At 70.2% G+C, this 23,462-nt stretch carries 22 protein-coding genes; 4 read left to right on the top strand and 18 right to left on the bottom strand.

Annotated features, from left to right (window positions below; translation table 11 throughout):
* Positions 1–191: 191 nt before the first annotated feature.
* From KV203_RS03755 to KV203_RS03725, 7 genes are read right to left on the bottom strand one after another with little or no spacing between them, the layout of a single operon-like run.
* The gene (locus tag KV203_RS03755; RefSeq protein WP_066466648.1) at positions 192–617 is read right to left on the bottom strand and encodes a PPOX class F420-dependent oxidoreductase; all 426 of its coding nucleotides are present in this window, start codon (positions 615–617) and stop codon (positions 192–194) included.
* Between the two features lie 10 nt (positions 618–627).
* Positions 628–2,586, bottom strand: a complete 1,959-nt coding sequence (locus tag KV203_RS03750; RefSeq protein ID WP_066466649.1) for an acetoacetate--CoA ligase — start codon at positions 2,584–2,586, stop codon at positions 628–630.
* Positions 2,583–3,383: an HpcH/HpaI aldolase/citrate lyase family protein gene (locus KV203_RS03745; protein ID WP_066466650.1), complete on the bottom strand. Its 801-nt coding sequence runs from the start codon at positions 3,381–3,383 to the stop codon at positions 2,583–2,585. The genes KV203_RS03750 and KV203_RS03745 overlap by 4 nt, the downstream gene beginning before the upstream one ends.
* Positions 3,380–3,874 carry a MaoC family dehydratase gene (locus KV203_RS03740; RefSeq protein ID WP_083529711.1) on the bottom strand — a complete coding sequence of 165 codons (495 nt, stop codon included), beginning with the start codon at positions 3,872–3,874 and terminating at the stop codon, positions 3,380–3,382. Before KV203_RS03740 ends, KV203_RS03745 begins: the two co-directional genes overlap by 4 nt.
* Positions 3,871–5,034, bottom strand: a complete 1,164-nt coding sequence (locus KV203_RS03735; protein WP_066466651.1) for an acyl-CoA dehydrogenase family protein — start codon at positions 5,032–5,034, stop codon at positions 3,871–3,873. The genes KV203_RS03740 and KV203_RS03735 overlap by 4 nt, the downstream gene beginning before the upstream one ends.
* Positions 5,031–7,058: an acetyl/propionyl/methylcrotonyl-CoA carboxylase subunit alpha gene (locus tag KV203_RS03730; protein WP_066467069.1), complete on the bottom strand. Its 2,028-nt coding sequence runs from the start codon at positions 7,056–7,058 to the stop codon at positions 5,031–5,033. The genes KV203_RS03735 and KV203_RS03730 overlap by 4 nt, the downstream gene beginning before the upstream one ends.
* Positions 7,059–7,063: 5 nt before the next feature.
* On the bottom strand, positions 7,064–8,626 hold the full coding sequence (locus KV203_RS03725; protein ID WP_066467070.1) for a carboxyl transferase domain-containing protein: 1,563 nt from the start codon (positions 8,624–8,626) through the stop codon (positions 7,064–7,066).
* 98 nt (positions 8,627–8,724) lie between these two features.
* On the opposite strand from KV203_RS03725, the gene KV203_RS03720 reads away from it, so the two are divergent.
* The gene (locus tag KV203_RS03720) at positions 8,725–9,312 is read left to right on the top strand and encodes an SACE_7040 family transcriptional regulator (protein ID WP_066466652.1); all 588 of its coding nucleotides are present in this window, start codon (positions 8,725–8,727) and stop codon (positions 9,310–9,312) included.
* Between the two features lie 11 nt (positions 9,313–9,323).
* On the opposite strand, the gene KV203_RS03715 is transcribed toward KV203_RS03720, so the two are convergent.
* The 3 genes from KV203_RS03715 to KV203_RS03705 all read right to left on the bottom strand — a co-directional run bounded on the left by KV203_RS03715 (position 9,324) and on the right by KV203_RS03705 (position 11,914).
* Complete coding sequence (locus tag KV203_RS03715; RefSeq protein WP_066466653.1) at positions 9,324–9,848, bottom strand: DUF779 domain-containing protein; 525 nt, start codon at positions 9,846–9,848, stop codon at positions 9,324–9,326.
* An 86-nt stretch (positions 9,849–9,934) separates the two neighbouring features.
* On the bottom strand, positions 9,935–11,458 hold the full coding sequence (adh, locus tag KV203_RS03710; RefSeq protein ID WP_066467071.1) for an aldehyde dehydrogenase: 1,524 nt from the start codon (positions 11,456–11,458) through the stop codon (positions 9,935–9,937).
* Positions 11,459–11,557: 99 nt separating this feature from the next.
* Positions 11,558–11,914: a nuclear transport factor 2 family protein gene (locus tag KV203_RS03705; protein WP_066467072.1), complete on the bottom strand. Its 357-nt coding sequence runs from the start codon at positions 11,912–11,914 to the stop codon at positions 11,558–11,560.
* Positions 11,915–12,055: 141 nt separating this feature from the next.
* On the opposite strand from KV203_RS03705, the gene KV203_RS03700 reads away from it, so the two are divergent.
* Positions 12,056–12,844 (top strand): helix-turn-helix domain-containing protein, encoded by a 789-nt coding sequence (locus KV203_RS03700; protein WP_066466654.1) that lies wholly within the window; start codon positions 12,056–12,058, stop codon positions 12,842–12,844.
* Here the strand turns inward: KV203_RS03700 and KV203_RS03695 are convergent.
* The 5 genes from KV203_RS03695 to KV203_RS03675 all read right to left on the bottom strand — a co-directional run bounded on the left by KV203_RS03695 (position 12,841) and on the right by KV203_RS03675 (position 18,667).
* On the bottom strand, positions 12,841–14,085 hold the full coding sequence (locus KV203_RS03695) for a sigma-54-dependent transcriptional regulator family protein (RefSeq protein ID WP_246600524.1): 1,245 nt from the start codon (positions 14,083–14,085) through the stop codon (positions 12,841–12,843). The genes KV203_RS03700 and KV203_RS03695 overlap by 4 nt on opposite strands.
* A 60-nt stretch (positions 14,086–14,145) precedes the next feature.
* Positions 14,146–15,600, bottom strand: coding sequence for a mycofactocin dehydrogenase MftG (gene mftG / locus KV203_RS03690; RefSeq protein WP_066466656.1), 1,455 nt, complete (start codon positions 15,598–15,600; stop codon positions 14,146–14,148).
* 68 nt (positions 15,601–15,668) lie between these two features.
* On the bottom strand, positions 15,669–17,066 hold the full coding sequence (gene mftF / locus KV203_RS03685) for a mycofactocin biosynthesis glycosyltransferase MftF (protein WP_066466657.1): 1,398 nt from the start codon (positions 17,064–17,066) through the stop codon (positions 15,669–15,671).
* Between the two features lie 69 nt (positions 17,067–17,135).
* Entirely contained in the window at positions 17,136–17,858 is a 723-nt protein-coding gene (gene mftE / locus KV203_RS03680) for a mycofactocin biosynthesis peptidyl-dipeptidase MftE (protein ID WP_066466658.1), read from the bottom strand.
* Complete coding sequence (locus tag KV203_RS03675; protein ID WP_066467073.1) at positions 17,855–18,667, bottom strand: mycofactocin-coupled SDR family oxidoreductase; 813 nt, start codon at positions 18,665–18,667, stop codon at positions 17,855–17,857. Before KV203_RS03675 ends, mftE begins: the two co-directional genes overlap by 4 nt.
* 74 nt (positions 18,668–18,741) lie before the next feature.
* On the opposite strand from KV203_RS03675, the gene mftR2 reads away from it, so the two are divergent.
* A complete protein-coding gene (gene mftR2 / locus KV203_RS03670; protein WP_083529712.1) occupies positions 18,742–19,437 on the top strand; it encodes a mycofactocin system transcriptional regulator MftR2 in 696 nt (231 codons plus the stop codon).
* Between the two features lie 51 nt (positions 19,438–19,488).
* Positions 19,489–20,544, top strand: a complete 1,056-nt coding sequence (locus KV203_RS03665; protein WP_066466659.1) for a ferredoxin--NADP reductase — start codon at positions 19,489–19,491, stop codon at positions 20,542–20,544.
* Positions 20,545–20,573: 29 nt separating this feature from the next.
* Here the strand turns inward: KV203_RS03665 and KV203_RS03660 are convergent, their stop codons facing one another.
* Genes KV203_RS03660 through KV203_RS03650 form a run of 3 tightly spaced genes read right to left on the bottom strand, consistent with a single transcriptional unit; the run spans position 20,574 to position 23,277 of the window.
* Positions 20,574–21,305, bottom strand: coding sequence for a DNA alkylation repair protein (locus KV203_RS03660; RefSeq protein ID WP_066466660.1), 732 nt, complete (start codon positions 21,303–21,305; stop codon positions 20,574–20,576).
* Complete coding sequence (locus KV203_RS03655; protein WP_066466661.1) at positions 21,302–22,060, bottom strand: glutamate racemase; 759 nt, start codon at positions 22,058–22,060, stop codon at positions 21,302–21,304. The genes KV203_RS03660 and KV203_RS03655 overlap by 4 nt, the downstream gene beginning before the upstream one ends.
* Entirely contained in the window at positions 22,057–23,277 is a 1,221-nt protein-coding gene (locus tag KV203_RS03650; RefSeq protein ID WP_066467075.1) for an NAD(P)/FAD-dependent oxidoreductase, read from the bottom strand. The genes KV203_RS03655 and KV203_RS03650 overlap by 4 nt, the downstream gene beginning before the upstream one ends.
* Positions 23,278–23,462: the final 185 nt, after the last annotated feature.

The following is a 23,462-nucleotide window of genomic DNA, read 5'->3' as shown; positions in this document are numbered from 1 at the left end:
CCGACACCTCTTCCTTCACTACCTGCGTTCGAGTCCGGACGTGGGACGTCGGCTTCGCGCCGGCCCCGATCGTCGCTGTTCGACGAGCGTAGCCAGTCCACAAAGATACTTCGGTCGGGCCGGGCCATATGTTCCGCCCCGGTCGGTCCGGGTCTTCGTCGGCCGCGGCCCGAAGACCTGATCGGGCCGGCTCAGGCAGTCGCGTCGAGCTGCACGATCATCTTCGTCGGCCGGATTCGCACCACCAACTCGCCGGGTACCCCGTTGCGCCTGCCGAACTCGTCTGCCCGGTCCGCGCCCATATACCGGCCACCGATCATGGTCGCGGTACGTATCAGCTCGTCCGGGTCCTCCGACAGGGTGGCCACCCCCTGGATCTGGACGAAGGCGTAGGGCGGAGCCGGCCGATCCACCGACAGCGCGATCCGCGGATCACGCCGCAGCGAACGCCCTTTTGCGGTGTCTACGCCGGTGTTGAACACGATCTCCGCACCCTCGACCACGAACCAGACCGGTGCGACCAGTGGGCGGCCGTCCGTCGCCGTGAACGCGACCGCACCGGTCCGGGTGCCGGTCATCAGGAACTCGCGCACCGCGGGATCGTTCAGGTCGGCCATTCGGGGCAGTCTACGCGTCGGGTCGCGCTCCGCGGCGTGCCCCGAATCCGACGTACCAGTCGATCAGCTCGGGTGCGTCCACCGCGCTGGGATCCACCGCGGTCGCCGGGTCCGCCCCCTGGAAGATCCGCTTGATCGGCACCTCGAGCTTCTTTCCGGTTCGGGTGTGCGGCACCCCGGGAGCGGCGACGATCTCGTCCGGGAGGTGTCGGGGTGACGCCTCCGAGCGGATCACCGCACGAATCCGTTCGATCACCTCGGCGGTGAGCTCGGCGTCGGGGGCGAGCACGACGAACAGCGGCATCCAATAGCCGCCGTCCGGCTGCTCGGCGCCGATGATCAGGGCCTCGGCCACCTCCGGCAGGCGTTCCACCGCCTGGTAGATGTCCGCGCTGCCCATCCGGATCCCGTTCCGATTCAGCGTCGAGTCGGAGCGGCCGTGCACGATCACCGAACCGTGGCCGGTGATCGTGATCCAGTCGCCGTGCCGCCACACCCCGGGATAGCTGTCGAAGTACGCCGCCCGGTACCGGCTGCCGTCCGGATCGCGCCAGAAGCCGATCGGCATGGACGGCATCGGCGCGGTCACCACCAGCTCCCCCACCACGCCGCGCACGGACTCGCCCGCGCTGTCGTAGGCATCCAGCGCGACGCCGAGATAGGGCGACGACAGCTCGCCGGGCCAGACCGGCACGACCGGCGTGCCACCGGCAAACGCGGTCACCACGTCGGTACCGCCGCTGATCGAGGACACCCGCACCCCGACGGCATCCTGCAACCATTGCGACGACGACGGCGGCAAGGTCGAACCGGTGATTCCGACCGAGCGCAAGGCCGACAGATCGTGCCCGCGGCGCGGCGCGATCCCGGCCTTGATGCAACCGAGCACGTAGCCGGGGCTGGCACCGAGTTGGGTGACCCGGAGTCGGCCCGCGAGCGCCCACAGCGCGTCCGGCCCGGGATACGCCGGACTGCCGTCGTAGCAGACGATGGTCGCCCCGACCAGCAGCCCGGCGACCTGGTAATTCCACATCATCCAGCTCGGGCTGGTGTACCAGAAGAAGGTGTCGTCCGGTCCCAGGTCGGCGTGCAGCGCCAGCACCTTGAGGTGTTCCAGCAGCACCCCGCCGTGCCCGTGCACGATCCCCTTGGGCAGGCCGGTGGTGCCGGAGGAGAACACCACCCAGAGCGGGTGGTCGAACGGCAGCGGCACCGGCGCCGGCAGCAACTCGGGCGCGGCGACCGCGGGCCGGTCGACGACCTCGACCCAATCGACGGTGCCGGCCGGCCGCTCGCCGAACCGGGTCACCACCACCGTGGCGCGCACCGAGCCGATACCGGACCGGATCGCCGCGACCTCGGCCGACCGCTGGTGCACCCGACCACCGAACCGGTAGCCGTCGGCGGTGATCAGCACCACCGGATCGAGCTGGCCCAACCGATCCAGCGCCGCCTTCGCCGAGTAATCCTGGCCGCACGAGCTCCACACCGCGCCGATCGAGACGGTGGCGAGAAACCCGATCACCGCTTCCGGGATGTTCGGCAGATAACCGACCACCCGGTCGCCCGGCTCGACCCCGTGGCTCCGCAGCCACGCGGCCAGCGCGGCGACTCGGGCGAGCAGCTCCGATCGGCTCAGCTCCCGATCGGCACTGGTTTCGTCGGTATAGACGATTGCCGGCCGCTGCCCGCCCGCCGGCGGCAGCTGAAGCAGCCGGTCCACGTAGTTCGACCGCACCTCGGGGAACCACCGAGCGCCGGGCAGCGCCGGGTCGGCGAGCGCGCGCGCCGGTGCCGGTCCGAGCTCGAAGTAGGACCAGATCGCCCGCCAGAATCCGTCGAGATCGGCCACCGACCACTGCCACAACTCGTGATAGCTCGCATCGGGCCGGCCGGCGAACCGGGCGAAGTCGGTGATCTGCGCCGCGGCCGCCTCGGCCGTACTCGGCGTCCACTGCGGCGCGGTCATTCCGCGGCCCGCCGCACGATCTGCTCGGCGTGCCGAATCACCGGCGCATCGACCATCCGGCCGTCGAACGCGAACACCCCGCCCTGATTCGGCACTTCGGCGAGCACTCTGCGAGCCCAGTCGATCTCGGCATCGGTCGGCCGATAGGCGGCGCGCACGATCGGCACCTGCCGGGGGTGCAGGCAGACCTTGGCGTCGAAGCCGCTCGCCACCGCGTCGGCGGCCTCGTCGGCGAGACCGGCCGGATCGTCCAGATCGAGATAGACCCCGTCGAGCGCAAACCGGCCCGCCGCCTTCGCCGCCACCAGCGTGGTGGACCGCAGGTACCGGGCGATGTCGCGGTACGAGCCGTCCGGTCGCCGGCTGGCCGTGCCGCCCAGACCGGCGACCAGGTCCTCGGCGCCCCACATCACGCCGACCGCGTTCGGCGCCGCCACCGCGTCGACCACGGTGACCAGGCCGAGCGGGGTCTCGATCAGCAACACCACCTCGCGCGGCGCGAGAGTTTCCACCTGGGTGCGAGACTCGCACTTGGGCAACATGACCCGCTGATACCCGGTGTCCGCCAGGGCGGTCAGATCCAGCGCATGGGCGGCAGTGCCGGCCCCGTTCACCCGAATCACGGTGCGCGCCGGGTCGAGCGGATTGTCGATCAGCGCGCGCCGCGCCGCCGCCTTGTCCGCCGGGGCGACCGCATCCTCCAGATCGAGGATCACCACGTCCGCCGCGGCCGCTGCCTTGGCGTATCGCTCCGGCCGGTCGGCCGGGCAGAACAGCCACACCGGGTCGATGGTCATGCCGGCTGCTTTCGGACCAGAGCGGAACGCACCGCGGTGGCCACGACCACCCCATCCTGATTGCGGCCGGTGTGCCGGAAGGTCACCACACCCTCGCCCGGCCGGGACCGCGACTCTCGTTTGTCCAGCACCACGGTCTCGGCATAGAGCGTGTCGCCGTGGAACATCGGTGCCGGAAAGGCGATCTCGGCGAAGCCGAGGTTGCCGACGGTGGTCCCCTGGGTGAGCTGGCCGACCGAGAGGCCGACCAGCGTGGCCAGAGTGAACATCGAGTTCACCAGCATCCGGTGATACGGCGGATTCTCGGCGCTGAATGCCGCATCCAGATGCAGTGCTTGCGGATTCATCGTGATCGCGCTAAACCACACGTTGTCCGCCTCGGTGATCGTCCGCCCCGGACGATGCTTGTAACAGACCCCCGGCTCGAGTTCGTCGAACCAGAGTCCACGTTGCACGATCTCGCGCAGCGGCGGATCCGCGCCCTCGCTCACAACCCCAGCTCCCGCGCGATCAACATCAACTGAACCTCCGTCGTCCCCTCGCCGATCTCCAGGATCTTGCTGTCCCGATAATGCCGGGCGACCGGGAATTCGTTGATGAAACCGTAGCCGCCGAACACCTGCGTCGCGTCCCGCGCGTTGTCCATCGCCGCTTCGCCGGCCACCAGCTTGGCGATTGCCGCCTGTTGTTTGAACGGCTTACCGGCGAGCATCGACGCGGCCGCGTCGTAGTAGGCGGTGCGCGCGGTCTGCGCGCGGGCCGCCATCCGGGCGATCTTGAAGGCGATCGCCTGGTTGCGGCCGATCCGGGTGCCGAACGCCTCCCGTTCCTTGGCGTACCGCACACATTCGTCGACGCAGCCCTGCGCCGCACCGGTGCTCAGCGCCGCGATCGCGATCCGACCCTCGTCCAGGATGCGCAGGAAGTTGGCATACCCCCGACCCCGCCGGCCGAGCAGGTTGTCGGCCGGCACCCGCACGTCCGCGAAGCTCAGCGGATGGGTGTCGGAAGCATTCCAGCCGACCTTGTCGTAGGCCGGCCCGACCTCGAAACCCGGCGTACCGGCCGGGACGATGATCGACGAGATCTCCTTGCGGCCGGACGCATCTCGTCCGGTCACCGCGGTGACCGTCACCGCCGCGGTGATGTCGGTCCCCGAGTTGGTGATGAACTGTTTGCTGCCGTTGATCACCCAGCTCGATCCGTCCAGCACGGCGGTGGTCGCGGTGGCCCCCGCGTCGCTGCCGCCACCCGGCTCGGTGAGGCCGAACCCGATCAGCGCGCGGCCCGCGGTCAGATCCGGCAACCACTGCTGTTTCTGCGCCTCGGTACCGAACCGGTAGATCGGCATCGCGCCGAGCGACACCCCGGCTTCCAATGTGACCGCCACGCTCTGATCTACCTTCGCCAGTTCTTCCAGCGCCAGGCAGAGTGCGAAGTAGTCCCCGCCCATCCCGCCGTACTCCTCCGGAAACGGCAGCCCGAACAGGCCCAACTCGCCCATTCCGGCGACCACGTCGTAGGGGAAGGTGTGGTCGGCGTCGTGCTGCGCCGCCACCGGCGCCACCACGGCTCGGGTGAAGTCCCGAACCGACTTGGTCAGTTGCTGATACTCCTCCGGGAGTCCAGTGGTACACAAGAATTCACTCATCCGGCACTTCCTTGTCCGCCGGCCCCGACCCGAGCTAGCAGTTGATCGACCCGTACCTGGTCACCGGTGGCGACCAGCAGTTCCACCACACCGTCGGCCGGTGCCGCCAACGTGTGTTCCATCTTCATCGCCTCGACCACGACGATCGGGGTGCCCGCCGACACCTCGGCGCCATCGGTGACCAGCACCTCGATCACCGATCCGGGCATCGGGCTGGTGATCTCGCGGTCGGCACCACCGGCCGCCGCCGCACCGCCGACCACCGGGCGTACCTCGTCCACGATCACCGTGCCACCCGGACCGGTCAGCCAGATGCGGTCCGCATCGACGGCCGCCCGGTAACCCGTGCGGACCCCGTCCAGGGTCAGACTCAGCCGGTCGCCGGCCACCGCCGCGGCCAGCGCGCGCACCGGTCCGGCGCCGACCTGTGCCGTACCCGCGTCCGGTCGCCCGGTCAGCCGCACCGACTCGGTCCGACCACCGACGCCCAGCCGGTAATCGATCGTCGCCGGCACCCCGGACCGCCACCCGGTGGGCCGCGCCCACAGGTCCGCGCCGGCAGCACTCCACGCTCGCAACCAGCGCAGTGCGGCGGCCGCGACCAGGTCCCGGTCGGTGCCGGCCGGCGCCGTGTAATCGACCGCTCGCCGATCGAGCAGTCCGGTATCGAGCTGTCCGGCTATCACATCCGGGTCGGCGAGGAGAAATCTGGCAAAGTCGATGTTGGTGACCACGCCCAGGACGGCAGTCTGGGTCAACGCCCGGTCCAGCCGGCGTATGGCGCCCGCCCGGTCTGCTGCATGGGTGATCACCTTGGCCAGCATCGGGTCGTAATCGCTGCCGATCACCGCGCCCACCCGCAGTCCGGAATCCACCCGGACCCCGGGGCCGGCCGGTTCGGTCAGGCCGAGCACCGTCCCGCCGGTCGGGAGGAAATCCCGGCCCGGATCCTCGGCGTAGACCCGTGCCTCGATCGCGTGTCCGGCGAGCTGCACGTCGGCCTGGCCGAACGGCAGCGGTTCGCCGGCCGCGATCCGAACCTGCCACTCGACCAGGTCGATCCCGGTGATCAGCTCGGTGACCGGGTGCTCGACCTGCAGCCGGGTGTTCATCTCCATGAAGAAGAACTGGTCCGGGCGGTCCGCGCTCACGATGAACTCGACCGTCCCGGCGCCGGTGTAGTCGACGCTGCGCGCCGTGCTGCAGGCCGCGGCACCGATCCGGGCCCGGGTATCGGCATCCAGCAGCGGCGACGGCGCCTCCTCGATCACCTTCTGATGCCGGCGCTGCAAGCTGCATTCGCGCTCACCGAGGTGGATCACGTTGCCGTGCCGGTCGGCCAGGATCTGCACCTCGATATGCCGGGGCGCCAGCACGAACCGCTCCAGGAACAACGTGTCGTCACCGAACGCCGCGGCTGCCTCCCGGCGCGCCCCGGCCAGCGCCGCCGGCAACCGGGCCGGCTCGTCCACCCGACGCATGCCCTTGCCGCCGCCCCCGGCCGACGGCTTGACCAGGACCGGATACCCCACCTCGGCCGCCGCGGCGATCAGCTCCGCGTCGGTCAGTCCGGGCTCGGCGATCCCTGGCACCACCGGGACGTCGAACTTCGCCACCGCCTGCTTGGCTGCGATCTTGTCGCCCATCACCTCGATCGCGTGCACCGACGGGCCGAGGAACGCGATTCCGGCCGCCGCCAGTGCCGCGGCGAAAGCCGCATTCTCCGAGAGGAATCCGTACCCCGGATGGACGGCCTGCGCGCCCGTCGCGCGAGCGGCGGCGAGCACCTTGCCGATGTCGAGGTAGCTCTCCCGGGCCGGTGCCGGACCGAGCAGCACCGCCTCGTCCGCCTCGTGCACGTGTCGGGCATCGACGTCCGCGGCGCTGTACACCGCGACCGAACGGATACCCATCGCCCGCAGCGTGCGGATCACCCGGACCGCGATCTCCCCCCGGTTGGCCACCAGCACGGTATCGAAGAGGGCGCCGGAGCCGGCCGCATCGGCGTCATGAAACGAGGTCATCGCACTCACATCCGGAAAACGCCGTAGGAGACCGGTTCCAGCGGCGCCTGGGCGCACACGGCCAGGGAGAGCCCGAGCACCGTGCGGGTATCGGCCGGGTCGATCACCCCGTCGTCCCAGAGCCGGGCGGTCGAGTAGTACGGGCTGCCCTGGTGCTCGTATTGCGCCCGAATCGGCGCCTTGAACTGCTCGACCTGCTCGTCGGTCGCCAGATCGGAACGGACGGTGGCCAGCACCGATGCCGCCTGCTCGCCACCCATCACCGAGATCCGCGCGTTCGGCCACAACCACAGGAAGCGTGGCGAATACGCGCGCCCGCACATCGAGTAGTTGCCGGCACCGTACGAGCCGCCGATCACCACGGTGAGCTTCGGTACCCGCGCGCAGGCGACGGCGGTCACCATCTTGGCGCCGTGTTTGGCGATCCCCCCGGCCTCGTAGTCGCGGCCGACCATGAAACCGGTGATGTTCTGCAGGAACAGCAGCGGCACCACGCGTTTGTCGCACAGCTCGATGAAGTGCGCGCCCTTCAGCGCCGACTCACCGAACAGCACGCCGTTGTTCGCCACGATGCCGACCGGGTGGCCGTGGATCCGGGCGAACCCGGTGACCAGGGTCTTGCCGTACTCGGCCTTGAACTCGTCGAACTCCCCGGCATCGACCAGCCGGGTGATCACTTCGCGGACGTCGTAGGGCGTGCGCAGATCGGTGGGCACCACGTCGTACAACTCGGTCTGGTCGGCGATCGGATCGCGCGGCGGCGCCGGCTGCCACGGCGTATCCGCCCGGGGCCCGAAGGTGCCGACGATCCGTCGCACGATCCGCAGCGCGTCCGCGTCGTCGGCGGCCAGGTGATCGGTCACCCCGGACACCTTCGAATGCAGGTCGCCGCCACCCAGCTCCTCGGCGGTCACCACCTCACCGGTGGCCGCCTGCACCAGCGGCGGCCCGCCGAGGAAGATGGTCCCCTGATTGCGGACGATCACCGCCTCGTCGCTCATCGCCGGCACGTACGCGCCACCCGCCGTGCACGAGCCCAGCACGGCCGCGATCTGCGGAATTCCTTTGGCGCTCATCGTCGCCTGGTTGTAGAAGATCCGGCCGAAGTGCTCCCGGTCCGGGAAGATCTCGTCCTGGCGGGGTAGAAAGGCACCGCCGGAATCGACCAGATAGAGGCACGGCAGCCGGTTCTGCACCGCAATCTCCTGCGCGCGCAGATGCTTCTTCACCGTCATCGGGTAGTAGGTGCCGCCCTTGACGGTGGCGTCGTTGGCCACGATCACGCATTCGCGCCCGGATACCCGGCCGATCCCGGAGATCATCCCGGCGCCGGGACACTCGTCGTCGTACATGCCGGACGCGGCCAGCGCGGACAGCTCCAGGAACGGGCTACCGGTGTCCAAAAGCTGCCGAACCCGTTCCCGCGGCAGCAATTTCCCGCGATCTTCGTGCCGCCGCCGGGCGCGTTCCGGACCGCCGAGGGCCGTGCGGGCCAGCTTGTCCCGAAGTTCTGCGACCAACGCGACGTGACCGTCGCGTCGGGTAGTCACCACGCCGGTCGGAGCCATCGCCACCCTTACAGTTAATCGCGAATAACTGAATTCATAGGATAATCTCGACCAACCGTGTTGTCCACACCGCCCGTTCCGGGCCCACGGGAGGTGGCATGAACGCCCCGCTCACCCGACGCGAGCAGCTCAAGGCCGACCGCCGTCGCCAACTGTTGACCGAAGGCGCGCGCCTGATCGCCGATCGCGGCTTCCTCGGAGTGCGGCTGGAAGATCTCGGCGCCGCCGTCGGGGTCAGCGGTCCGGCGGTGTACCGGCACTTCTCCGGCAAGGAGGCGTTGCTCGTCGAGCTGCTGGTAGGGGTGAGCGAACGGCTGCTCGACGGCGGTCGCGCCGTGGTTGCCGCCGCCGAATCACCGACCGGCGCACTCGCCGGACTGATCGAGTTCCAGTTGGATTTCGCACTCGGTGAACCCGACCTGATCCGCATCCAGGACCAGGACCTGGCCAACCTGCCGGCGGCCGCGCGCCGGCAGGTCCGCAGCTATCAGCGTCGCTACGTCGAGGTCTGGGTCGACGCCCTGCGCGCGCTCGATCCCGAGCTGTCCGAACCGGATGCCCGGGTGCGGTCGCACGCCACCTTCGGGCTGCTCAACTCCACCCCGCACAGCGCCAACGGCAGCCCGCCCGAGCGCGTTCGGACGATTCTGCGCGCGATGGCGCACGCGATGCTGACCCCCGCCTGATTCGGCCGGGATCAACCGCGCAACGGCACCGGACACGCGTCCGCCGCCGCGGCCACCACCTGCGCCTGCGCCGGCAGCGGCGGCCGTTCGCCCTGCTCCCACGCCGATCCGGTGAGCGGGGTGACGCCGGCGAGCGCCGCCAGCTCGACGTCGGTGAACGCCCGGCCCCGACTGAGGAACCGCACCCCTTCCGGGGCCTCGACACTGAATCCCGAACCCCGCCCGGGCACGACGTCGAGGATCAGCTGGGTGTGTTTCCAGGCGTCGAACTGTGGCCCGGAGATCCATACCGGCACAGCGTTTTCCGCATCCGGCAGGACAGTCGGTAGCTGTTCTGCGGCCAGGTCCGGATCGAGCACGCCGAGCAACACGTCCCGGTCGCCGACGATGAACTCGCCGGCCGGATAACACATCGGCGACGACCCGTCACAGCACCCACCGGACTGATGGATCATCAACGCGCCGTGTCGCTCGCGCAGCCGTCGCAACAGCTCCGCAGCGTGCGCGGTCGCCAACAACCGCGGTGGAACCGACATAGCCGCATCCTTTCTGGGTTATCACACCACTTTTCGGTCCCGAATTCCGATGCGGAAACCGAAAAGTGGTGCGGCGTGTGCTCGGATCAGAAGAAGCCCATCGCGTTCGGTGAGTAGGACACCAGCAGGTTCTTGGTCTGCTGGTAATGGTCGAGCATCATCTTGTGATTCTCCCGGCCGATCCCGGACTGCTTGTAACCACCGAATGCCGCATGCGCCGGATACTGGTGGTAGCAGTTGGTCCAGACCCGACCGGCCTTGATATCGCGGCCGGCCCGGTAGGCGACGCTGCCGTCGCGCGACCAGACGCCCGCACCCAACCCGTACAACGTGTCGTTCGCCTTGGCGATCGCGTCGTCGTAGTCGCTGAACGAGGTCACCGATACCACCGGGCCGAAGATCTCCTCCTGGAAGATCCGCATGCTGTTGTCGCCGGCGAAGATGGTCGGCTGCACGTAGTAGCCGCCGTTCAGGTCGCCGCCCAGCTGGGCGCGCTCACCACCGGTGACCAGCTGCGCGCCCTCGCCCTTGCCGATCTCGATGTAGGACAGGATCTTCTCCAGCTGGTCGTTGGAGGCCTGGGCGCCGATCATCGTCTCCGAATCCAGCGGATCGCCTTGGCGCACCGCCTTGGTCCGGATCGCCGCCATCGCCAGGAACTCGTCGTAGATGTCGGACTGGATCAGCGACCGGGACGGGCAGGTGCACACCTCGCCCTGGTTCAGCGCAAACATGGTGAAGCCTTCCAGGGCCTTGTCCTGGAAGCTGTCGTCAGCCGCGAGCACGTCGGAGAAGAAGATGTTCGGGCTCTTGCCGCCCAGCTCCAGCGTCACCGGAATCAGGTTCTGCGAGGCGTACTGCATGATCAGCCGGCCGGTGGTGGTCTCGCCGGTGAACGCGATCTTGGCGATCCGGTTGCTCGACGCCAGCGGCTTGCCGGCCTCGACCCCGAACCCGTTGACGATGTTCACCACGCCCGGCGGAAGCAGATCACCGATCAGGCTCCACAGGTAGAGGATCGACGCCGGGGTCTGCTCGGCGGGCTTGAGCACCACCGCGTTGCCGGCGGCCAGCGCCGGCGCCAGCTTCCAGGTGGCCATCAGGATCGGGAAGTTCCACGGGATGATCTGCCCGACCACGCCCAGCGGCTCATGGAAGTGGTAGGCGACGGTGTCGTGGTCGATCTCCGACAACGACCCCTCCTGCGCCCGGATCGCGCCGGCGAAGTAGCGGAAATGGTCCACGGCCAGCGGGATGTCGGCGGCCAGCGTCTCCCGTACCGGCTTGCCGTTGTCCCAGGACTCGGCGACCGCGATCGACTGCAGGTTCTCCTCGATCCGATCTGCGATCTTGTTCAGGATCACCGCGCGATCCGCGACCGAGGTACGGGCCCACCCCGGAGCGGCGGCATGCGCTGCATCCAACGCCAGCTCGACGTCCTCGGCGGTGGACCGGGCCACCTCGCAGAACACCTGGCCGGTCACCGGGGTGGGGTTCTCGAAATACTGCCCCTGGACCGGCGGCACCCACTCACCGCCGATCCAGTTGTCGTAGCGCGACTGGAACGACATCAGCGCGTCGGGGGCTCCGGGGCGGGCGAAGACGGTCATCGGCACTCCTGGTATCTACCTGCTGGTGTGGTAACCGTCACATTAGGCCGCGCTACGTTGCGTGCACGTTGCGCACGGCCGCTGCCGGCTGCGCCGAGATCAATCCGGTACCCGGTCCAGGAACCCCAGCACCGTGCAGATCCGGCCCGCGCCGTCGGTGACCAGCACGTCGAACCCGACGATCGGCGGTTCCACGCCGGCCGGTCCCAGCCCCCAGCGGAACCGCACCTGGCGGTGATGCGCGTCCGGCTCGCCCACCGCCGTGAACACGAACCCGGGGAACTGCTCGTGCACTCCCGCGATCGCGGCACCGATCTGTGCCCGACCGGTCACCTCCGCAAGCGGATCGGTATAGGCGGCGTCCTCGGTCCAGTGGTCGGCGAGCAGTGCCGCACGCACGGCCGGATCGGTGGCGTTCCAGGTGTCGAGGTAGGCCGCTACCGCGGCGGTCGGCATGGTGGTCATGGTCGGTCCCTTCGGGTCGGTGGTAGCTGGTCCCACCTTCGGGAACGCCGTCGGGATGGTCGACTACCCGGCAGGTAATCCATGACCTGCGAGGTAATGGCCGGAATTCCCCACCGGCCTACGCTCGAAGCCATGACCGGTACGACGACGCGGCCGACCGTCGGATCGTTGCTGCGTGCCTGGCGGGAACGACGCGGACTCAGCCAACTCCAGTTGTCCCTGGACGCTGCGGTATCCGCCCGGCACGTGAGCTTCGTGGAGACCGGCCGCGCCACACCCACCCCGGCGATGATCGAACGGCTGGCGGTCCATCTCGACGTACCGCTGCGCGAACGCAACCAGTTGCTGCTGGCGGCCGGCTACGCCCCGCACTACGGCGAGCACCCGCTGGACGCTCCCGCACTGCGCGCGGTCAGCGATGCGTTCCGGACGCTGCTCGACGCGCACCTGCCGTACCCGGCCTTGGTGCTGGATCGTTGGTGGGACGTGCTGGACCGCAACCGCGCCACCGACATCCTGCTCGACGGCTGCGCCGAACATCTGTTGGAGCCGCCGGTGAATGCGCTGCGGCTCACGCTGCACCCGCAGGGTCTCGCCCCGCGGATCGACAACCTCGGCCAGTGGCGCCGCCATTTGTTGTCCCAGCTTCGCGCCCGGATCGACCGCACCGACGATCCGCGACTGCGCGAGCTGTACCGCGAGCTCAGCGGCTATCCCGGCGCCGAAGACGGCGTCGCCGACGCGGCCGATGTGGTCGTCCCCATGCGGCTGCGGATCGGTGCGCAGACGTTGTCGGTGTTCGGGATCGCCGCGTCGGTGCTCTCGGCTACCGACGTCACCATCGACGAGCTCCATATCGAGGCGTTCTATCCGGCCGACGAGCGCACCGCCCGGATGTTGCGCGCCGGCGTCGGCGGCTAGCCCAGTCGCCGATCGATCAACTCGACCTGAGCTCGGACCTGGGCATACATCGGCGAATCGGGATCGAGCGCAGACAGATAGGCCACCCACGCGACCATGTCGTCGCGTCCCTGGGGCCCGGCGGTCCACCGGGCCAGCGCGCGCTGGTCGGCCGCACCGAGCACCGCGGCGCGCACCCGCGCATGCAGCTGTTCGCGCAGGTCGAGCACACCCGGCGCCATCGACGTCGGCAGCACCGGACCGGCGTAGGCGTCCAGCGCACCGTGCACGTCGCCGCGGTCCAGGGCGGCGCGGACCCGGCCGACATCGGTGTCCAGCGGGGCCACCAGCCGGTACGGCCGGGAGCCGATCAGGCCGTCCCCGGACACCTTGCGCAACCGGGACATCGCCGCGCGCACGGTCACCGTGTCCAGGTCCGCCTCGTCCAACAGGACACCCAGCCGATCACCACTGAGACCTTGCGGGTACTCCCCCAACAGCACCAGGATCTCCGCGTGCCGGCGCCAGAGCGGAAGCTCGGACCCGTTGCGTACCAGCACCGGTCGGACCACCCCGAGCACGTCCACGGCGGCCTGCGCCGGTTCCGGCGGCCGCGGCGGCAGCTGCCAGCGGAGCTCCGCTTCGGCGGCCGCGACCGTCGCGCGGACCAAGGCGAGCACCTCGGGCGCGGCAACCCGCGGACCGCCGGTGAGATCGATCGCGCCGATGATCGCACCGCTGTGCGGATCGTGCACCGGCGCGGCGGTGCAGCTCCAATGATGCGCCGGTCGGACGAAGTGTTCGGCGCCGAAGATCTGCACCGCATGGTCGACCGCCAGCGCGGTGCCCGGGGCGTTGGTCCCGGCGCTGCGTTCGCTCCAGTCGGCACCCTCGGCGAAGTTCATCGCGGCCGCGCGGTCCCGGGCGGCGGTGTCCCCCTCGACCCAGAGCAAGCGACCGCATTCGTCGGTCGACGCGACGATCAGACCGGTGTCGGCGGCATCGGCGACCAACAGTCGCTCGATCACCGGCCGGATCAGCGCCATCGGATGGGCCGCCCGGTACCGGCGCAGCTCCGACGAGTTCACCGGCACCGCCGGCACCACCCGGTTCGGGTCCACCCCGGAATCCCGGCTGCGCAACCACGAATCGAACACCACCCCGCGGACGTCCGCGCCGTCGGCACGCTCGACGAACGATTGGTGCGCCGACTCCACCCGGCGCGCAACCCGAGCGACATCGTCGTCCGGGCGCAGCGCCATCCAGGGGCTGTTACCCCCGGAGGAACGGGTATCGGCCGGGCGTGCTCGGGGCATGCGAACTCACTTCCGCGCTCCCTCGACTGTAACCCGCCCGCGCAGCCCGTCGGCGATCCGTTCGGCCAGCATGACCAGGGTGGCATGCGGGCCCCGACTGATCGGACCGGGCAGGGCCGCCGCATCCGCGACGAACAGCCCGTCCACACCGCGCACCGCACCGCGCTGGTCGGCGACCGCATCCGGGTCGCCGTCCGTGCCGATCCGGCAGGTTCCGGCGAGATGCTGCGAGGTGCCCAGATGGGCGGTGAGCCAGGCATCGGTCGGTTCGTCGGCCGCAACCCGGGCGCCCACCGAGCGCAACAGCTCCCGCGCGAGCGCGACGCCGGCCCGCAGCCGGTCCCGATCCGCGCCGCTGCGCAGGTACCGGTAATCGATCCGCGGCGCGTGCACCCCCGGCCGGCAGAACTCCAGCCGGCCACGCGACTCGTTGTCCATCAACGCAATTCCGACCATCCAGGGGCCACACCCCGGGGCGCCGGTGAGCCGGGCGAGCGAGCGGGTGTACGGCCGGATCTCGCATCCGCGGTGATGCGCGACCACCTCCAACGGGAGCGCGACCTCCTCCGCGTACCCGCCGACCGGCAAGCCGATCTCCGGATGGTCGAAGCAACCCGAACCGACTCCGGTCAGCGGGCTGACCACTCGGCCGCCGAGCAGCCGCACCTGCTCCGGCGGCCCGACCCCGGATCGGAGCAGGATCACGGCCGATTCGATGGCGCCGGCACACAGGGTGACCCGCTGCGCCCGCAGATAGAACCCGCGACCGCCGCGTTCGGCCTCGACGCCGATCGCGCGGGTACCGGCGAAGAGCACCCGGCGCACCCTGGTCTCGGTGAGCAACCGCAGGTTGGGCTGCTGCGCCCGGGGCGACAGGTACGCCTCGGCCGGGCTGACCCGGTGCCCGGTACCGACGTTCACCGGGACCGGCCCGACTCCGTCGCCGGCGGTCGCCGAGTTCAGATCGTCCACCGCCGTCAGGCCGGCATCCCGGCAGGCGGCGGTGAACGCGGCGGAGAACTCGGTGGGTCGCGCGGGCCGGCGGATCGGCAACGGTCCCGCTCGGCCGTGATCCGGGCCGTCGAAGTCGAGGTCGGTCTCGCCGGCCCGGAAGTAGGGCAGCGTCGCCGCGTAGGTCCACTCCGGCAGATTCCAACCGTCCAGGTCGGCCGGCGTCGCCCGGACGAAGTAGCAGCCGTTGACCGCGCCGGAACCGCCGACCACCCGGCCCCGCGGGGCGCTCACCGAGCGGCCCGGGGCAAGCGTCACCTGATATCGATCCACCCAGGTCGCGTCGGGGCCGACCGGCACCACGGCCGCGTTGCGCAGCGACCCGTGGGTCGCCGGCCCGCCGGCGTCGAGCAGGGTCACCGATCGTTCGGCGTCGTCGCTGAGCCGCGCGGCGAGCACGCTGCCGCACGATCCGGCGCCGACCACCAGGTCGTCGATCACTTCGGTCACGGCCGTGTCATCTCACCGATCGTCATCACACCGACCGTCATCGCACCGATCGCCATCTCGCCGGCCGGTCACTCACCGATTGCCGGTTTGAGCGCCTCGAGACTGCGCGCCCGAATCACGCCGTCCCACAACCCGGCACCGTAGGCGACGTCGTCGAGCCGCTTGAGCGCGACGTACCGGACCGCGCCCAGGCCACCGGGTTCTCGGTGCGCGTACCAATCCGCGCCGCCCGCCACCGCCGCAACCACGAACATCAGCTGCCGGACCCGCGCGCTGCAGAGCATCGCGAGCAAGGTCACCGGCCAATAGTGCCGGCACAGCACCGAGGCGAGTTGCCAGAGCCCGACGCCGAACCCGTGGGCCGCGTAGAGCGCCGCAATCCGGGTGGAGCGGTCCACCTCGGCCAGCGCCGCCCGCATCCGGATTACGGTTACCACGAAGGTGCCGAGCGCACCGACCACGCCGAACCGGGACAGCGTCGCCAGCAGGATGGCGCCGGCGATCGCCCACCGCGACATCACCAACGGTCGTACCGCGCCGGGATGCCGGATGCCCAGCGGCGCCGCCCCCGTGCCGTCGTCGCGGATCCGGCCGAGCCAGCCGACGAAGCCGACGCGGCGGTTGTACGCCACCTGCGCTGCGGGCTCGTACCGCAGAATCCAGCCGGCGGCGTCCAGCCGCCAGCTCAGGTCGATGTCCGCGGCGACCCGCAGCGACTCGTCGAAGCCGCCGATCTCCAGCAACGCGCGCCGCCGCACCAGAATCGCTTCGCCCGGCGCATGGGAAACCCGCCCGCCCGCGCGGACCGCGGCCTCGTGCCGGCCCAGATCCAGCGGGGACCGGGAGTGCTCGTACCGGGCGAGTGCGCTCGTCTCCAGCGCGCGGACCACGATCCGGGGCGCGACCAGAGCCACCGAGGGATCGCTGAAATGCCCGAGCATGATCTCCAGCCAGCCGTGCCGCGGCGCCACGTCGGCATCCAGAAACGCCACGAACTCGGTCGGCGCGAGACGGAGGCCGGCGTTGCGCGCCGCCGCCGGACCGACCGGGCGATCCAGTCGCAACACCGTTACCCGGCAACCGCTCGGGGTGCACGCGGGCAGCGCCACCGGGGTGTCGCTGCCGTCGTCGACCACGACGACGTGGTGACCCCGCAGACCGGCGAGCAGCCGGTCCAGTCCGGCCCGATTGTTACGCAGCGGAACGACGATCGTCACCGCGTCGGTCGACGGCAGCAGTCGCGGGCGCGGGTTGCCCACTCCGGAATCCAGCAGCCTTCTGGCAACGCCGGCGGACCGCGAGTCGGTCACCTCCAGGAAACCGTCGCCGATCAACTCGACCGCCGACTCCGGGAGCCGCAACACGCGCGCCGGCGAACCACCGAGTAGCACCCGACCACCGGAATACGACCGGATGGTCGGGTCGATCCGGACACCGAAGCCATCCGGCAAGCGTCCCTGTTGCATTCCCGGATCCTAGTTCGGCGGTCCGGGGCAGGTACAGCCCCAATCCCCGACACCCCCTGTCCCGGTCGGTCAGTCGGGTGCGGACACCGGCGGGACCTGCAGCAATCCGTCCGCGCGGGGGGCCCAGACCTCGACTGCGGCGGCCGCGGCGGCCACCATCTCGTGGAACAGCCGCGCCCCCGCCGCCGCGCCGGCCGATCGCGGATCGCCCAGCACCCCGTTGGCCGAGACCGCCGCGACGCCTGCGACGCGGAGCCGCGGTAGCAGCGTCTCGATCGCTGCGAGATTGCCTTGTTCCAGCCGGTCCGCGTGGACCCGGTCCGGTGCGAGGTGCAGCATGATCGCGGTCTCGGTGTGCCCGGCATGCGCATCGGCGCCGGCGACCGCGCACGGCAGCCAACCGGCGTCGCGGCCCTCCGCGCGCAACCGGCCGACCGCTGCGGCCAGCGGCGCCAGATTGCCGCCGTGCCCGTTCACGAACACCACCCGGCCCGCCCAGTGGAAGATCGACCGACCGTATTCGAGCAGGACCGCGGTGAGCGCCTCGGCACCGATCGACACCGTGCCGGGAAATCCTTGATGCTCACCGCTCGATCCGTACCCGATCGCCGGGGCGGTCACGGTGTCGGGCAACTCCCGCGCAACCGCCGTCGCGATCGCGGTATCGGTATCCAGCGGCAGATGTGGTCCGTGCTGCTCGACCGACCCGAGCGGCACCGCCACAGTCGGCCGGCCGGCGATCTCCGGCCAGGTGAGATCGGCCAGCTGCGGCGCGCGACGGTCGCCGGTCACACCTTGCTGGCGCCCATGTCGATGGACAGCTGAGCCCCGGTCATCGTGCGCGAACCGTCGCCGGCCAGATAGAGCACCAGATCGGAGATGTCGTCGAGCGTGGCCATCGGCTGGTCGGTCAGGATCGCACCGAAACTACCGAGGTAGCGCGGATGTCGTTCCAGCATCACCAACGACGCCGGATCGGTGCCCATCGGCGTATCCACCGCATAGGGATGGATCGAGTTGACCCGAATCCCGTACTCGCCCAACTCGATCGCCGCCGACTTGGTGAGCCCGACCAGGCCGTGCTTGGCCGCGCTGTAATGCGCTTGCCCAGGAAGCGATTTCAGCCCGGCCACCGAACTGATCACGATCACCGAACCACCTCGGCCGCCGGCGATCACGGCCGGCACGGTGGCCTTGAGCGTCTTGAACACGCCGCCCAGGTTGGTGTCGACGAGGGTCTGCCACTGCTCGTCGGGCATCTCCCAGAACCGGTTCCAGTTGCAGATGGCGGCGTTGGCGAGCACCACGTCGAGCCGGCCGAAACGCTCCATCCCGGCCGCGACCGCGGCGGCCAGAACAGCTGAATCACGCACGTCCGCTTGACAAGTCACCACCGCACGGCCCTCGGCCTCGACCAGCCGGGCCGTCTCTGCCAGGTCCGCCGGACCCGGCGCCGGGTATCCGTTGTCGGCGGAAACCGGCCCGCAGACGTCCACCGCCACGATGTCCGCCCCGGCCCGGGCCAGCCGTACCGCATGGTTACGGCCCTGCCCGCGCGCCGCACCGGTGATGAACGCGACCCGGCCCGCCAACTCTGTCATCGGCTCATCGTAGACTCGCCGCGACGGATCGCCGGGCGCGCGGAGCCCCACGAGGACGACGGAGCTGGACCAGCATGACCGAACCGCGGACGGGGACCTTGGCGGAGCCGGCCGAGCTCGACGGGCCGGCCCGCCCCGAGCCTCGCACCAGCGGTGGATTGTCCGAGTCGGAGATCGTGGCCGCCGCGCTGCATGTGGTCCGCACCGACGGGGTGCAGAAACTGTCCATGCGGCGGTTGTCCCGCGAGCTCGGGGTATCGCCGATGGCGCCCTATTACTATGTGGCCGACAAGGGCGAATTGCTCGACCTGGTCGCCACGGCCGCGCTCGACGGCATCCGGGTGCCGGCGGCCGATTCCGGGACCTGGCAACAGCGGTTGCGGGATCTGGTGGATCAGATCGACGCGAAACTGCGTCGCCATCCCGGCCTGAGTTCGCTGCTGATCGAGCAGATGCTGCAGAAGCAGGTCGACCTGATCGCTGCGGTGATGGGCATCCTGGCCGATGCCGGCTTCACCTCGCGCAACATCCTCTCGGCCTACGCCGTGCTGCATACCTATCTGTTCGGCCGCGAGCCGCTCAACGCGGCGACCGGGACCGCCGCGCCCGATCTGAGTCTGCCGCCGGTGGTCCGCCAGGCGATATCGCACAGCGGGGATCTGCGTGGACGTTACCTGTACGACTTCGGCGTCGACACCGTCCTCGCCGGGCTGGAAGCGCAGCTCGCGCGGCAGAATGCCGAGCTTGCCGGGCCTGATCGGGCGCCGTAGCATCCAGAGAAAGTGAAACGCGTTCTAATTTTCGGAGAGGATGTTGCCCTGGTGACGACCGTCGAGGTGCCACACGGCTCGCGGTCGGTCGTGCTCACGGTATCCGAGGTGATCGCCGAGACCGCCGACACGTGCTCGCTCGTCTTCGCGGTTCCCGACCAGCTGCGCGACGCCTTCGCCTACCGGCCGGGCCAGTTCCTCACCCTGCGCATCCCCAGCGAGCGGACCGGCTCGGTCGCCCGCTGCTACTCGCTGGCCAGCTCGCCGCACACCGATCAGGCGCCGAAGGTGACCGTCAAACGCACCGTCGACGGCTACGGCTCCAACTGGATCTGCGACACCGTCCGCGCCGGCGACCAGCTGGAGGTGCTGCCGCCGTCCGGGGTCTTCAGCCCGAAGGATCTGAACGCCGATCTGTTGCTGTTCGCCGCCGGCAGCGGGATCACCCCGGTGGTGTCGATCCTGAAGTCGGCGCTCGCCGAGGGCACCGGCAAGGTCACGCTGATCTACGCGAACCGGGACGAGGGGTCGGTGATCTTCGCCGCGGAGCTCCGCGAGTTGGCCACCCGGCACGCCGATCGGCTCGCCGTCGTGCACTGGCTCGAATCGGTGCAGGGCCTGCCGGACGCCGCACAGCTGGCCGCCGTGGCGGCACCGTTCACCGAGCGTCAGGCATTCATGTGCGGCCCCGGGCCGTTCATGGCCGCCGTGCACGACGCGCTGGCCCGGCTGCAGGTACCGCGGACCAATGTGCACGCCGAGGTGTTCAACTCGCTGGCCGGCGACCCGTTCGCCGATCGCGAGGTCGCCGAGGTCAGCGACGCCGAAGCGGCGGACGCGGCCACCGTCGAGGTGGAACTGGACGGCGAGGTGCACACGTTGGCCTGGCCGCGGAAACGAACGCTGGTCGACATCATGCTGGACGCCGGGATCGACGTGCCGTACTCCTGCCAAGAGGGCGAATGCGGCTCCTGCGCCTGCACGTTGGTCGACGGCGAGGTGGAGATGGACAACAGCGAGATCCTCGACCCGGAGGACGTCGCCGACGGTTACATCCTGGGCTGCCAGGCGCATCCGATCACCGACACGGTGCGGATCACGTTCTGACGGCGGCGCCCTCGCCCGCACGCGACGCGTCACAGCTTGCGTAATCGTGCGCGCTCGGCCGGGTCCAGGTGTTCGGTGGCGTAACTCAATGCGGTGCGGCCCATCCCAGCTGCGTGCTCGTCGAGAAAGCCGACCAACAGATCGCGGTCGATCCGCTTGCCGACCTCGCGCAGCATCCAGCCGAGCGCCTTCTGGATCAGGTCGGCCCGATCGTCGAGCAACCGCTCCGACAGCGCGAACGTCGTCGAGGCGTCACCGGCTTTGATGAACGCGAAGGTCGACAGCAGCGCGACCCGGCGCTCCCACAACGATTCGCTGCCGGCCAGCTCGACCAGCAGCTCGCGCGGCCGATCGAGCAACCACGGTCCGAGGATGTGTTCGGCCGAGGCGTCGACCAGGTCCCAGTTGTTCACCCGGCCGCGGCGCAGCGCCGCCAGGTAGCGATCGACGATGCGCTGCTGCGCCGCCTCGTCGGGTCGGCGCAGCGAGAACGCCCGGCCGGCCTGGCCGACCAGGATCAGCAGCCCGGTCAGCCGATGTTCGTGCACCGCGCTGTCCAACAGCTCGTCGATCTGATCCAGCGGCAGATCGGCGAATCGCTTGGCAACCCGGCGCTGGGCCGGCACCCGGACACCGACGAACACGTCGCCCGCACCGTACTCGCCGGGCCCGGTCTTGAAGAACCGCTGCAGGTTCGGCACATCGGCCGGGTCGGCCAGCGTCGCCAGTTCGGCGCGCACCCCGACCGCCGACCGGGTCATGCGGCGCCGAGTTCGCGCCCCGAATCGAACCGGGCCGCACTGGTCGGCAATGCGCCGGGCCGGCCGCTGCACCAGACCTCGACCCGACCCGACCCGGTGACCGGCCGATCCAGTCCGTCGACCCGGCGCAGGGTTTGCGCGGCAACCGCCTCCGCGCTGTCGAAGAGCTGCACCCGCACCGGCAACCGGCCGGTGATGTCGTCGACGACCAGCGGGTAGTGGGTGCAGCCCAGCACGACCGCCTCGACCTCGGTCGGGGTCCGGGCGACTGCGGCGTCGATCGCGGCGGCGATCCCGGCCAGGTCACCGCGGTCGATCGACTCGGCCAGCCCGTGACAGGCCACACCGGTCACCCGGGCATCGCCGGCGAACCGGGCGATCAGGTCGGCCTGGTACCGGCTGGCGGTGGTTGCCGCCGTCGCCCAGATCGCGACGTCGGCCGCTGCCGCGGCGGCCGGCTTGATCGCCGGCACGGTGCCGATCACCGGGATCTCGGGCCCGACCGCTTCTCGAACCTGTTCCAGCGCAACCACGCTCGCCGTATTGCAGGGAATCACCACGACGTCGGCGCCGCGCCCGACCGCCGCCGCGGCCGTGCCGACCACCCGCTGCACCAACCACTCCTGCGGCTTGGGCCCCCACGGAGCATGATCCGGATCCAGGCAGAGCATCAGGTCCAGCTCCGGGCGCAGCTTGCGCAACCAGGCAGCGGTCGGCAGCAGACCGAGCCCGGAATCGATCAGGGCGACGATCACGGCCCTGTCGGCAGCTCGTCGACCGGGGTACCGGCCGCCACCTGCGTGCGCAGCTTCATCACCTTCGCCGGCAGCCCGGCACCGACGACCCCGGTCAGCTTGCCGTCCTTGGCGTAATAGGCAAGGAAGCGACGACCGTCGTCGGTCACCACCTGCACGTCGTCGTCCGGCCGCGGCGTGCCGAGCGCCTGGAGCTTGATGTCGTATTGGTCGCTCCAGAAATACGGCACCGCTTTCGCCGCCGGCAACTCCGCCCCGATCAGCGCCCGGGCCAGCACCTTCGCCTGGTCACCGGCGTTGGACCAGTGCTCGACCCGGCGGGTGCGATCGTCGCGGGTCCAGGCGGCGACGTCGCCGACCGTCCAGACGTGCTCGGTGCCGGTCCGCCCCACGGCGTCGGCACGCACTCCGCCGCCGGTGTCCGCCGGCACCAGCTCGATCCCGGAATCGGCCAGCCAGTCGGTCAGCGGCACCGATCCGATCCCGATCACCACCAGGTCGACGTCGAGCGCGCTGCCGTCGGTCAGCTCCGCCGCGGCCACCCGCCCGGCCCCGGACAACGCGGCCAGCCCGACACCGCAGCGCAGATCGACCCCCTCGGCCTGCTGCAGCCGGCCGACCAGCATCCCTATCCGAGCGCCGAGCACCGAGGCCAGCGGGGCCGGCTGCGGCTCGACCAGCACCACCTCCAGCCCCCGCTCACGCAGGCTGGCGGCGACCTCGCAGCCGATGAACCCCGCCCCGACCACCAGCGCCCGGCGCGCGGTCGCGGCATCGGCACGGACCGCCCACGCGTCGTCGAGGGTCCGGAGCACGTGCACGCCGGCCAGATCGGGCAGATCCGGGATGCGGCGCGGGGTCAGTCCGGTGGCGATGACCAGCTCGTCGTAGTCGAGCGTCGAGCCGTCGGCCAGCTTCACGGTCTGCGCGGTCGGGTCGACGCCGATCGCCGGCACGCCGAGCGCCAGCTCGATCCGCTGTTCGGCATAGAAGTCGGCGGGCTTGAGCGCGGTGTCGTCGCGTTCACCCCGGAGCACGTCCTTGGACAACGGCGGGCGATCGTAGGGCGGGTGATCCTCTGCCCCGACCAGGACGATCTTTCCTTCGAAGCCGGACCGGCGCAGTTCCTCCGCGGTTCGCATCCCGGCCAGGCCGGCACCGACGATGACGATGCTCTCGGCGACGTCGCCGCCCTGCTGATCACTCACGCCTGCCATCGTCGCACAACCGGCAATCTCCGCCGGATACATACCCCCAGGGGTATGCTACGGTGGCACCGCCGAGATCGACTCGCTATCAGAAAGGGGCGCACATGTGCCGCGCTGTCCGATGCCGTGAATGCGGAAAGACCACCTGGACCGGCTGTGGTATGCACATCGACGAAGTGAAGCGCGGGGTGCGG

Source organism: Skermania piniformis, assembly GCF_019285775.1.
Classification (GTDB): Bacteria; Actinomycetota; Actinomycetes; order Mycobacteriales; family Mycobacteriaceae; genus Skermania; species Skermania pinensis.
This window is presented reverse-complemented; position numbering and strand designations above follow the sequence as displayed.